We start from the raw sequence: 12,413 nt of genomic DNA on the forward strand, positions 1-12,413 counted from the left end.
TTACTCGAATTTGCTTTGCCACGCACGCGGCGCAGAAGCACCGCTTATGGCGAGCGAGTATGAAGCCAGCCGTAGTAATCGCTGGTCAGACGCGGTGCTTCTGGGTTCGCGAAGAACTCAGAAGACCTTTTGCAACTCCGGCGAAACACCGGATCGATCCTAATCCGTCCCTCTCTTGGGTTGTACAATAGTTCAAACTTTCCATTTCATCTAATCAAATTTCTTAAATCTGGTTGGATCTGTGCCCCATGATCTATAAAAAATCCTCTTGTCGCTTCAGTTTTTCCAGAAAATGGGCTGGAGAAATATGACCGTTGGTCACCTAAATTCCAGTGTTAGAGGTCCATGCCCATCACTCCATTTGCTGATTTGGAGCAGGGCATTAAGTATCTAAAGTTTTTGCGGAGTGAGGATTTGTGATCAGAATCAGTGGGTCACAACTTAATTTGTGATCAAAAAAAAGAGACTTGTGATTCGCTTATCACAACTTCTTGTGATTACGATCACAAAAACTACTGGCAACTACCCTAAATTAGGCTAAACTGACGGCAACAAAAGCAAGGGGAATCCGTTGGTAACTGGGCCTATTGGGAACTAATGGCAAGCATTGAAAAGCATATACACTGACTTTTAATCAGTGGGTCGCAGGTTCGATTCCTGCAGCGCGCACCAATGTTTTCAATGCCTTGGTAATGGTAAAGAAAAGTTGTACTATTTCCCCATTGGTCATCATTACAGTTCCGTTTTTTGTTGTNACATCTGTGATAGGAAAACATGCGAGTGCGATTTTCTAGCGTTAGTAATTGGAAAATAGCCAGTGGCTTTTTAATATTGGAGGGGGGNACAATGTATTTTGTTAGACGGTTAGGCATTTATGTTTTGCTGTTGACGATTGTTACAGGATTTCAGTCTTACCAGGTATCGTTGGCAGATGAGATCAGCGACCTCAAACGAAAGTTAGAATATCTTGAAGCCAAGGAANTTTTGGAAACTGAATTGCAGCTTTTAGAGGCTCAGGTAAAGAGTAAGAAGCTTGAAATTCAGAAACTTGCTTCTGATTATGAGGATGTGCGCAATCCTGATACGGAAGGGGCACAGGATGCCCCAGTTGCTGAGGCGGAACCCGCCGCAGGTCAGAGTGTAGCTGAAGCGCCCGTCGTTGTCGAAAGTGAATCCCGCGAGTGGGAGGCCACAAAANTTAGGGCTCCATGTGGTTGGAGAATGAAGGGAACTGCGAAGGTGGGAGCTGATGGGACGTTTGCATTTGANGNCTGGNANCCCCAANACNNCTGGAGTTGTCATTATGATGGAAATTTGCTGGACAGTACGGCNACCACGTCATCCTGTNGAAATNNNGCGAAGGTTCATGAATTTAATTCAGTAAAGGCTGGTGAAAACTGGAATGTAAAATTTTTGATGAAGTGGCCTGGTGGGCAGTGCAGAATCTCCTTTNTTTTNCAATAACAGTGATNAGCNNAAATGGAAAAACCTACGGCTANAAATCAAGTTTANCAGGAAATAGCATCGGCCCTTGNNAACTACTTTGATGGTTTTTATGATGGGGATGTGGGTAAATTAAGAAAGATATTCCACCCAAATTGTCACCTATATACAGCCACTACGGGATCCTTGGCAGATGCGGATATAGAAACCATTTATGAGAGGGTTTCAGCTCGTGAAAACCCAAAAGATCGGAATGATCCACGATTTGACCAGATTGTGACTATTGATAAATCAGGACCAGAGATTGCCTTTGTTAAGCTACAAATTGCTGTTTCCCCGTATTATTATACTGACTACCTTACTTTGTTACGACTAGATGGGCGTTGGCAGATTATAACCAAAACCTACACAAGCATTCCACTAGACCAAGAGGGATTGCAATCTATTGGAACGGCGGCAGAGTGACTGGTGTGTAGGGTGGTCTGACTTCGCGGAGGTCAGGTCCCTTTCCGATCAATCCGGTTGTCGACGCCTAACGGCCCCAAACTGCTAAAAGTCAGGGCCACCGAGTATCGCCGCATGGCACAGCGTGTTAGAATAGCAGCATGGTAGACCTCTCCGTTCTCGATCTTGCCTATATCGGCGAAGGATTCACTCCGGCCGATGCGCTGGCCAACACCCTCGACCTGGCCCAGCACGTCGANGCCGCCGGATTCACGCGGTTCTGGCTGGCCGAACACCATAATCTCGCGGGCATTGCCAGCGCTGCCACGGCGGTGTGCATCGGCCACGTTGCCGGGGGTACAAAATCCATCCGCGTCGGGGCGGGTGGCATCATGTTGCCGAACCATTCCCCGNTGGTGATCGCCGAGCAGTTTGGCACTCTGGAGACCTTCTTTCCCGGGCGTATCGATTTGGGTCTGGGGCGGGCGCCGGGGACGGACCAGCACACGCTGCGCGCGTTACGCCGTGGTCCAGACTCCTCCGAACNCTTTCCNCAGGATGTGCTCGAACTGCAGGCCCTGCTCGGTCCGCCGCAGGAAAACCAGGCAATTCACGCGATTCCTGGCGAGAATACCAATGTGCCGTTATGGATTCTCGGTTCGAGCCTGTTCGGCGCGCAGCTTGCTGCAATGCTGGGACTGCCCTATGCCTTTGCCTCGCACTTCGCTCCGCAAGCGTTGATGCAGGCGGTGTTGATCTACCGGGAGAAATTCAAACCCTCGGCTCAGCTCGCCGAGCCTTATGTGATGGTTGGTTGCAACGCCATTGTCGCAGACACCGAGGATGAGGCGCGGCGCTTGTTCACCACGCCGCAGCAACAATTCACCCGCATGGTGCGCGGTGCGCGCGGTCTGCTGCCACCGCCGATCGATGATATCGAGAGNTTTTGGTCGCCCATGGAGAAGANCCAGGCTTCCTCCATGCTGGCCTGTTCCTTCTACGGCTCGCCCGAGACCATCAAGGCCAAACTGGACCCGCTGATCGAGGCCACCGGTGCTGATGAACTGATGGTCGCGGCGGCGATCTGGGACCACAAGGCGCGGGTACGCTCCTTCGAGCTGCTGGCGGGCGCGATGGGCGCGCCCTAATCATCTCGCAATGGCCCTCTAGTGCCTTGCCATCAACTTTCCCTGTGGTGGGTGAGGGCGCGGCTGCTAGGTAACGTTCCTTTACAGTCAGAATTTGTGAAAAAGAAAGAGACTTGTTATCAGCTGATCACAATCAAACTTCAGTCAGTAGGAGTAATATTAATGAAANCCAGAAAACCCCGTGCGGTTACAAAGTCTGTTTTGGCAAAACTAAAGAAAGTTTCCACCCCAACAATTACTACCCAGTTGATGAGCAGTCATGGGCTCAATAATGTATCGCTCCGTGGTGTGCTACCTATTGACCTGCGCCTTAGTAGATTTGCAGGCCCTGCGTATACACTGCGTTATGTCCCGTTGCGAGAGGACCTGCACCCGCAGCAATACCTCGATCATCGCTTAAATAAAATGACCCCCATTGTAGAGGAAATTCCGGCCGGCANCGTAATGGTGTTGGACNCCAATTCTCGGAATGATGTAGGAATGTTGGGGGGAAACCTTTTAATGCGCCTCAAGGTCCGNGGANTGGCGGCGGCGGTGACAGATGGCGGCATGCGTGATATTCCCGAGATACGTCAACTTGGTATGCCCGTGTGCTGCACCGCATTTGCAGCGCCTCCAAGTTTCACAAAGCTCATGCTTGTCGATAGTGAGTGTGTAGTAACGGTGGGTGGAGTTCCANTATTTCCCGGNGATATTATAGTTGGCGATAATGAGGGAACTGTTGCTATTCCTGCTGAATTAGCAAGAGAGGTTGCTGATACTGGTATGGCCCAGGACCATGTGGAAGGCTGGGTTAATAAAAAATTAGCAAAGGGCGCTCCTCTGCCAGGTCTCTATCCTCCGTCGGATAAAGCACGTGTAGAATATGAAAGATGGGTTGCTGCTGGTGAACCCGATGAGGTTTGACTGTGGGTGTTATAAATAGCGGCAATTATTGAAACATATATAGTCTGACTTTTAATCAGCGGGTCACAGGGTCGGTTTCTGCAGCGTGCATCAGGCTTTCAATAGACTAGCAGCNGTGAAAAAAGGTAGGCTGTGTCGGNGAAAATGTATGAAAACTAGTGGACAAAATGTAAAGGGAAAAGAGAATTATATCTCGTAGTAGTGACCGGAAGAGACATACCACTACGCATTATTTTAGACTATATTTATAATACGGAGTGGGGGTTGAAATACGTCTAGCGCCTAATNTTTCGTAGATGCAAATAAATGCCTCTACATTATAAATTGACTTGAGTACATGCTCGGGGAATGAGCTCATGACCGAACCTGATAGGCTTAGACGTTATGTGAACGACTTGCGCCGTTATGGTTATATTCAATCACAGTATTTCAAGACCAAGGGAGCCATCATTCCCATTGGCCTCTCAATATTGTTTCTTTCCATCGTGTGTCTAATGGTTGTCGGATCGCAAAGTAGGTTTGGAACCGATTGGATTATTGTTGCGATAGCGGCTGTATTCGGCGGTTATATGGCTCTGAATATTGGAGCTAACGATGTAGCGAACAACATGGGGCCTGCCGTTGGCGGTAAGGTTCTTACAGTTCTTAGCGCTGTATTGATTGCTGCAGTTTGTGAAAGTGCGGGCGCCCTTCTGGCAGGCGGCGATGTCGTCAAGACGGTGTCTAAAGGAATAATCTCGCCCGGCGAGCAACTCAATGTTATAGAATTTCGATATGTGATGCTCAGTGCTTTGCTGGCGGCAGCCGTGTGGATTAACTTAGCTACTATTTTTAGCGCACCAGTCTCAACAACACATTCCATTGTTGGAGGCGTGTTAGGAGGTGGGATTGCAGCAGCAGGAATGAGTTTAGTAAATTGGACAACGATGGCAAAGATAGCTGCTAGTTGGGTCATATCACCCGTTATGGGAGCGGCGTTTGCCGCGATTTTTTTTACTGTTCATAACAACTCGTGTTCTAAATGTGCCGGATCGCCTTGAAGCCGCGCGCAAATGGGTGCCGGTTCTCATTTCAACTATGGCAGCCGTGTTTTGTGCTTATATGGCATTAAAAGGCCTAAAAAAGATTTGGCATCCAACCAATATAGAAGTTTTGGCTGTTTCGGTGGCATGCTTTGTTCTCACCTACTTTTTGTCAAAGCCCTATATAGAAAAACGCACCAACCGCTTAACGAACACGAAAAAGGATATTTATAGCCTATTTGATATTCCCTTAATTGGAGGGGTAGCCTTATTATCATTCGCGCATGGCGCCAATGATGTGGCCAATGCTGTAGGCCCTTTGGCAGCAATTGTGTCAACCATTGGGGATGGGGCCTTAATCGCCTCGAAGGTGACTATACCTCTGTGGGTAATGGCGGTGGGCGCNTTTGGGATAGCATTGGGTTTGGGTTTATTTGGTCCTAAACTCATTACCGTTGTTGGCGCCAAGATTACCCGTCTAAATTCCCCTAGGGCTTACTGCGTGGCTCTTTCTGCCGCAATAACAGTCTTGATTGCGACTACGATGGGGATACCGGTTAGCTCTACTCATATAGCCGTTGGGGCAGTCTTTGGAGTAGGTTTTTTAAGAGAGTTTTTAGAGAACCCTAACCGAAAAAAAATGAGGTCAAGTCACTTGCTGAATAGAACAGCTGATGAGGCTTTCCAAGTGCCCAAAGCGCGGAAAACACGCCGCCTGGTGAGGCGAAAGTTTCTGTTTGGAATTGCAGCAGCGTGGGTGATCACTGTTCCAGCGTCCGGGATTCTGGCAGGTCTGATTTACAATCTTGTGCTGCTTGTTTGATCCACGGGAGCAATTCCGTGAATTGCTTAATCGGATAGAGCATATCTTCTTTATACACGATGTTGGGGGCATCACTAACCAGAGCCCAATGGCGTTCTCGTTTTCGTGCTTCAGGCCAGTCATCGGCTTGGTCAGTTACAGCAAAAGGGTAATAGGTGACGGGCATTCTAATCTTTTCTAGTTTGGTTTGCTTGCTAATCACCGTTGTGATTGGAAAGTTGTCTAAGACTATACCTTTAACGCCCCCTTCCTCAAAGCCTTCACGCAGACACGTGTCACGATGGGATTCGCTTGGCCTTTGCTTCCCCTTAGGTAAAATCCAGCGACCTCTTGTTTGAGAGGTTACTAACATAACTGCAACAAGGTTATTTCTCAGCTCAAAAGGAATTATTCCAACTCTATGACGTATTTTTAGCTGGGCGGATCTCAGTGTCATTGGGCTCTCGATACATAGTGGAAAGTGTTTAGTGCCATTCAGCGGCATCTAAGATTGTATTATAGCACATACCTTCATTTACCGAAAAAAATAAAGGTGACTATATGGTAGTGAGTTATTCCTCGTACCGTTTCTAGCAATAAATTTGTTTCCTTATCCCCTGGAGAGACGAAGCAGAGGTTAAGACTTGGTGTGATCAGTGCGATCATAAGATAGCCCAGGAAAAGGGAAAGAGAGAGATATTTGAGCAATCTTTGCTGAGGACGGTCAAAGTGTTGAAAGAGAANGCCCAAAACTAAATATAATTTGGAAGATTAAGTTTGGCNGTAGGGTTTTGTNGTCCCTTTTTGTAGAGCCATAATGTGTTATGAGGAGCCGTAGTTGGGTTATTTCCCAGGGCTAGTTTTCTATTCCACGATCTAAACAGATCGAACTCTTCAACTAAAATATTGAATTTCCAAAAATCTTTAAAAGGAGGAAGATAGAGGGTGCCTTGAGGATGGAGTATAGTATCTTAAATCTCCAATGGAGAAATATGTCGCTCTCTCCAATATTTTTGTTTTTGATTCCAAGGCTGAGTGATTCCAGGATNTAGAGTATTTACCTTTTTATCTGGCCTGAGACCAAAGCAATAGCATCTATTTCTAAGAGACGAGAGGGATCACCCAACGCGCTTACTTCCACTAAAGTATCGGCCGGGTAAGGTGGCTTAAACCATTTTCTACGTAGCTCCATTATTTTAGTTCTTTGCACTCTAATATTAGTGACATAGATAGTAAGTTTGATCACCTGTTCCAAAGAAGAGCCAGCCTGTAGCAAAGTCTTTTCCAGATTTTTGAAGGTCAGTTCTGCTTGCTCATCAAAGTCACCTCTGACTGGATTTCCTTCGCTATCAATTGGAACATGTCCTGAAAGGAATAGGAGGTCTCCGACTTGAAACCCAGCACTTATGTTAAACTGCCTAAAAGGGTCCGGATCAAGATGTATTGGAACCGCATTATTTGTCATAATTGCACCCTTGTGAAACGAAGATAGTATATTTTAATTAGGTCTGTGGGAAAACAAAGCGCCGCAATGATTGGTCTGCCACGACGCGTTGTAGATCTAATTTCCGCCGCTTATTTGTACTTGTACTTTAATGCTTTCTATAAAATCTCAAATTGAGACCAATGTTAGTTGTAGGCTTCCAATCTATCCTTTATGAAGCCGTAGTTGGATAGCGGTTGATAGTTCATGGATAATTGTTGAAATTTACTCCAGCTAGAATATACGCGATTGGTTAACGTATCCTCCTGTGCAGTTTCTTCTATAACATCGCGTGAAATTTTATACATTTGGGTAATAATGTCTTGAGGATAGTTGCGAATTTCAACATCGTGTTTGTCGAGCAATATAGGTAACGACTCAGCATTCCTTGCGAAATACTCCGCTGGCCCGTGATTATTGGCCGTAATGCAGGCAGCGTAAACTATATCTTTCAGATCCTGAGGCAGCATATCCCAGGCGTCACGATTCATCATGAATTCATTGCATGTGCTGCCTTCATGGAACCCTGGTCCATAGTAGTTTTTGGCAACTTTATGGAAACCAAAAGTTAGGTCGTTCCAAGGACCCACCCATTCAGCCGCGTCTATCACCCCTGATTCTAGTGATGGCATTATTTCTCCACCCGGCATATTAACNGCNGTNGCACCCATTCNNTTAATGACTTCNGCNGCCAATCCNGGNATNCGCATTTTTATACCCTTGAAGTCTTGGAGTGANTNTATTGGTTTNCNGAACCAACCTCCCATNTGNACNCCNGTATTTCCTGNNGCAAANGCTTTTANNCCAAATTCTCCATATGCTTCATCCCATAGTNCTTGNCCGCCANCATATTGTAACCANGCATTATGTTCGGNAACNGTAAGGCCNCCNGGAACCGANCANAAAAANGGGAAGCTNTTATGNTTNGCTACCCAGTANTAGGANGCNGANTGGCCACATTCGGCAGTNCCNTCNCTCACNGNGTCAAAAACNTCNAAAGCGGGNACTANTTCNCCNGCNCCATATAATTTTATNTTNAGTCTNCCTCCAGACATGGACTCAATTANATCAGCNATATNTTGGGCNGTNGTCCCCCCACCAGGAAANTTTTTTGGCCAACTAGTAACCATTTTCCANTCAAATNTATCTTGNACAANCACAGAGGGTGCCTGATTATTTTGTGTGGTCTCCTGGGGGTGGGTTTTTGGATTTCTTCTCCCGGCAATAAGGCTAGCTGTTCCCGCGATAACTCCACCTGCTATGGCACCTGAGACAAAAGTTCTCCGTTTCATAAATAATCTCCTCTACCCTTTTCCTCAATAATGCTTATATGGTTTGCCTTTATTACCAAGGCCACTCCGAGGTATATAGCGACTTGTCCAATATGATTACGGAATAATACTCATCTTATTGGATAATAGTATCGATATTAGAGATTTTTCTTCCCATGTTGGAAAGCTAGAATCCCCTTTTCCATTTAACCTGTGAAAGAGTTGCCCAAATATTAACCTTCCTGGTTGTCCTCTTATTAGAGCTATACAGGGGACAGAAAGGTTTGACCATTTTGTAATGCAGTTGTTAATAAATTAACTTGTATGTCTTTTGTGGAGTGGGCCGTAGTGTGGGTTCCTCCAGATGTATCTATTGTGGCTCAGTTTTGGAGAATCTGTACTGGTGCAATTGATATTGAATCAAGAGATGAACGCCTGACCACATCTTTTTGGTTGTCTAAGTAGGCGTGCAGTTAAGTATCGCACTCGCTGCTTCGACAAAGTTTATAGTTACGCAAGTGCCCAAGCGCGATCATAGCTGCACCTGTGAGTGTTAGGGCTTGTTCCCCGCTTTGCCCAAGGGCAGAATGACCAAGGGTTGCGGCAAGGAGTAGAGAAGTTAAACCAGAGAGCCCTATCATCGCGACCATAACGTCCCGATGCTTTCGGCAACCTAATGACAGAGCTACTAAACTTAGTGGTATGACTAGCCACAGTAACAATACATGAAAGAACTCATCTCCAAATAATGTTGTGCCTAATGCAGGGAAGAAACCAAGTAAAATTGGAAGGAAAAGGCAATGGATTGCGCATAAGGTCGAGGTTGATACAGCTAATTTATCTAGCAAAGGAATGTGACGTGCAGGTGATATCATGTTTTTATACTTTATTTCTGAGAGGTTTTATTAAAATTTCAATAGTTTCTAAAAAGCCATCCTATATATGACTAAAAACTAATGTGTTTTGGTTTCAGTTTTCATGTTTCTCATAGTCACAGCTAAAAGGGTAATTGTTACATATGACACCACAGTTACGGGCCCTGATGGTGCGTCTAAAACAATGGAGGTAATACTTCCAGTGATTACGGACAGTAACCCGCATGCCCAAGCGATTGCATGGGGATGTTGTGTGTTCAGTGCGGCCAAGGCGGGAAGTATGAGGCTAGCAAATACTACATAGACTCCAACCATTTGTACTGAAGAGGTGATCGCTATCGCAAAAATAAGATAAAACTTAATTCCATTTCGGAACGCTGGTTTTGTGAACCATATAAGCAATATAAGTGCATATAGAGGGGCGTGTAATCCTATTTCTCTCCAGGTAACAAATAGCATTTGACCGGAAAGAAGATGTTGAATTTCTTGGCCACCACTGGGACGATCATACAGAAATAAAATGGCTAGTGATGCTGCTAAAACAAAGGAAGCTCCAATCAGGGCCTCTTGCTGAGCAGGTGCGAGCACTTCAGTCTTGGAAAATAGTAAGCCCGCTAAGAGAGCGCAGCTTAGAGCTATTGCTTGGGTCACAAAGAAAGATGCTTCGGTAAGGAAGATTGAGGCAATCACAAGGCCAAGCCCAGCAATTTGTGCCACGGCCAGATCAATGAAAATGATGCCGCGTCTGAGAACTTCTATCCCTAAAGGCGCGTGCACCAAAGACACCATGAGACCGACAGAAAAAGCCGGTCCTACAATGCTTATCATTTCGTTACTGATCAACTACCGCGCCTACTAGGAGAGCAAGAGAGCGGTCGAACAGGCTAAATAAATCAATAGCATTGCTATCTCCACCAATAGTGTAAGGTAAGATCAAGACTGTTGTGCCGCTTTTTTTCGATAACCACTCACTTGCATCTCCGGGATCGTACGGGGTTCGAATAATTAGGTCAGCAGGTTCGCTATCGAGTTTCTGCAACAGCTTTTCCAAGTGTAAACTCGTGGGGGGGATACCTGGTTTGGGCTCCAATGAGCCAACGCGGTTGAGACCTAACCATTTGATTAAATAGCTGAAGGACTTATGGTGTACTACAACGGCAGATCCTCTAAGAAAATTTGATTTTTGTTCCCACTGAACTATTGCTTTCCGCCATCGACTTTTAAAGTCAAGCAGACGTTCTTTAAAAATGGCTGAGTTTTTAGGATTTATTGCTTCTAAGCGCTTGGCCAATTCATCTGCTATTAGCAGTATATTGTGTGGGTTGAGGTGGACATGAGGGTTCCCTTCTGGGTGCAGGTCTCCCAAACTTCGATCAACTACTGTGGGCTTTTCTATGATTGGTACATATTCGGACGTCATCAAGTGGCCAATAGAACCCGGTTGGACGGCAGCTCCGGCTTTTTGCACTAAAATTGGAAGCCATCCAACTTCCAAACCTGCGCCCGAGCAAATTATCAAATCAGCTCTTCGTGCCTTAGCAATAAGGCTTGGGCGTGCCCGAATAAAATGCGGATTCTGCTTGGCATGAGTGGCGGTAAAGGTTTGTACTTTATTACCCCCAATTTCCTTTGTTAGAGCGGCCCATTCTGGTTCACAAGCAAAGACATTGACCTCGGCTTGAGAGGTGAGTGGGGTCATGAGGAATGACCCCACCAGAGCTGCAAAAAATACTCTTAACATTGGTTTGCCTAGTACTTGTGGGAGCCGTGCGCACCAATGCTCATTACGTACTGAAGGATGATTTGGTTATCACTTAGTCCTGCAGTAAGTTTTTCGTGATTATACTGAAAACGAATTCGGCTAAATTCGCTGTTGGTCCAATCTATCATTGCAGCATACGCTTTGGGATCGTGTCCACTTGCGTCTAATGTACTGCCAGCCAGACCAGCAGGGACACTTGGCGCGGTTAGGCGGGAGTAACGGGTGCCAATACGCCACTGTTGATTAAACTTATATACTGCCTGAGCATACCAGCCTTTAGACGAATCAGAGAAAGCCACTACCCCTGTGGATGAGCCTGTATCTTGATAGGTTCCAGACTCATCGCGACGAAAGTATTCACCCTGAAGGGTCACCTCTTGGGAATTGGGGTTACCGGTTGGAGCCAATGTGTATCGGAAATCAGCAACAAGGAGATCTGAATCCCCAATAAATGTAACCGCATCTTCGTTGCTCGTTCGTCCCCCTGTTGGATTTCCTGAAAGCATATAGCTCCCTACACGCCAGCTTTGGTTTAGGCCAATATCGCCGCCAATACGAGCAAAGGCAGACCACTGGCGCAATATTTCACCATCTCCGCCACCTAATGGAAAATCATCGCCCCGGAATGATCCGCCACCAACCTCTGCATATATGTCGGTTGGTAAAATGTAAGATGCTTCTACGCCATCATCATTGAAGGATTTGTTGAGAAATACCCGGTAAGGTAGTGGGCGATCCGCAAAATCATCTGAATGAGCGTGGTGTTCGTTCAGATATCCCAACGTCCAAAATGCCCTGCCCATTTTGACAGCGAGACCAGTCGGTAGACCAGAACCAGGTAGGGTCATTCCATAAGCTTCTTCCAGTTCCACTATGTCTGAACCATCCTCGCGGACGATAGCAGCTGTCATGCTCCCATAAAATTTATCATCTACGCTGGCCGAAAAATTAATCTCGGACTCATCTACCTGTATTCCCTCGCGGCTCCGTTCACCTTCCTCACCAACGCCGAATCCAGCAAACTCTGATGTTGCTGCCGAGAACTCGGTTAACTTTCCGTTGAGAACGATGCCCACTGAAGGATTGAATTGGTTATCATAAATTGCCCTGGTCTCGACAGGGTTCGTTTGGTTATCTGCCTTCGACGAGGCAATATTCCAGGTTAATGCCGTTGTAACGGCGGCGAAAATCAGATGTTTTGTATACATTTTTCCCTTCCGTAAAGTTTTAGTCTCATCCCTACCTCTTGGGAATAAA

The 12,413-nt window shown here is 46.2% G+C and carries 11 protein-coding genes, 1 tRNA gene and 1 pseudogene; 6 read left to right on the plus strand and 7 right to left on the minus strand.

From position 1 onward, the window contains the following. Positions 1-600: 600 nt before the first annotated feature. The 6 genes and pseudogenes from CMM32_07495 (at position 601) to CMM32_07520 (ending at position 5,786) form a co-directional block, all read left to right on the plus strand. Positions 601-672 (plus strand) — tRNA-Lys (locus tag CMM32_07495). Positions 673-774: 102 nt separating this feature from the next. Further along, positions 775-1,464, plus strand: coding sequence for a hypothetical protein (locus CMM32_07500; GenBank protein ID MBT06743.1), 690 nt, complete (start codon positions 775-777; stop codon positions 1,462-1,464). A gap of 15 nt (positions 1,465-1,479) precedes the next feature. Then, a complete protein-coding gene (locus tag CMM32_07505) occupies positions 1,480-1,908 on the plus strand; it encodes a hypothetical protein (GenBank protein ID MBT06744.1) in 429 nt (142 codons plus the stop codon). Between the two features lie 140 nt (positions 1,909-2,048). Continuing rightward, a complete protein-coding gene (locus CMM32_07510; GenBank protein MBT06745.1) occupies positions 2,049-3,035 on the plus strand; it encodes an LLM class flavin-dependent oxidoreductase in 987 nt (328 codons plus the stop codon). 162 nt (positions 3,036-3,197) lie between these two features. After that, positions 3,198-3,941, plus strand: coding sequence for a ribonuclease activity regulator RraA (locus tag CMM32_07515; protein ID MBT06746.1), 744 nt, complete (start codon positions 3,198-3,200; stop codon positions 3,939-3,941). 356 nt (positions 3,942-4,297) lie between these two features. Continuing rightward, positions 4,298-5,786: pseudogene (locus CMM32_07520) on the plus strand (anion permease). On the opposite strand, the gene CMM32_07525 reads toward CMM32_07520, so the two are convergent. The 7 genes from CMM32_07525 to CMM32_07555 form a co-directional block, all read right to left on the minus strand. After that, entirely contained in the window at positions 5,725-6,222 is a 498-nt protein-coding gene (locus tag CMM32_07525) for an NUDIX hydrolase (GenBank protein MBT06747.1), read from the minus strand. The pseudogene CMM32_07520 and the gene CMM32_07525 overlap by 62 nt on opposite strands. Before the next feature lie 600 nt (positions 6,223-6,822). Then, positions 6,823-7,230 (minus strand): enamine deaminase RidA, encoded by a 408-nt coding sequence (locus CMM32_07530; GenBank protein ID MBT06748.1) that lies wholly within the window; start codon positions 7,228-7,230, stop codon positions 6,823-6,825. Between the two features lie 164 nt (positions 7,231-7,394). Further along, positions 7,395-8,540, minus strand: a complete 1,146-nt coding sequence (locus CMM32_07535) for an ABC transporter substrate-binding protein (protein ID MBT06749.1) — start codon at positions 8,538-8,540, stop codon at positions 7,395-7,397. Between the two features lie 452 nt (positions 8,541-8,992). Beyond that, the gene (locus tag CMM32_07540) at positions 8,993-9,394 is read right to left on the minus strand and encodes a hypothetical protein (GenBank protein ID MBT06750.1); all 402 of its coding nucleotides are present in this window, start codon (positions 9,392-9,394) and stop codon (positions 8,993-8,995) included. Positions 9,395-9,472: 78 nt separating this feature from the next. Beyond that, positions 9,473-10,222 carry a zinc/manganese transporter permease gene (locus CMM32_07545; protein MBT06751.1) on the minus strand — a complete coding sequence of 250 codons (750 nt, stop codon included), beginning with the start codon at positions 10,220-10,222 and terminating at the stop codon, positions 9,473-9,475. Positions 10,223-10,226: 4 nt separating this feature from the next. After that, positions 10,227-11,135 carry a zinc ABC transporter substrate-binding protein gene (locus CMM32_07550; GenBank protein ID MBT06752.1) on the minus strand — a complete coding sequence of 303 codons (909 nt, stop codon included), beginning with the start codon at positions 11,133-11,135 and terminating at the stop codon, positions 10,227-10,229. Between the two features lie 8 nt (positions 11,136-11,143). Next, positions 11,144-12,364, minus strand: a complete 1,221-nt coding sequence (locus tag CMM32_07555) for a hypothetical protein (protein ID MBT06753.1) — start codon at positions 12,362-12,364, stop codon at positions 11,144-11,146. Positions 12,365-12,413 lie beyond the last annotated feature (49 nt).

The organism is Rhodospirillaceae bacterium, from assembly GCA_002728255.1.
GTDB lineage: Bacteria > Pseudomonadota > Alphaproteobacteria > UBA7887 > UBA7887.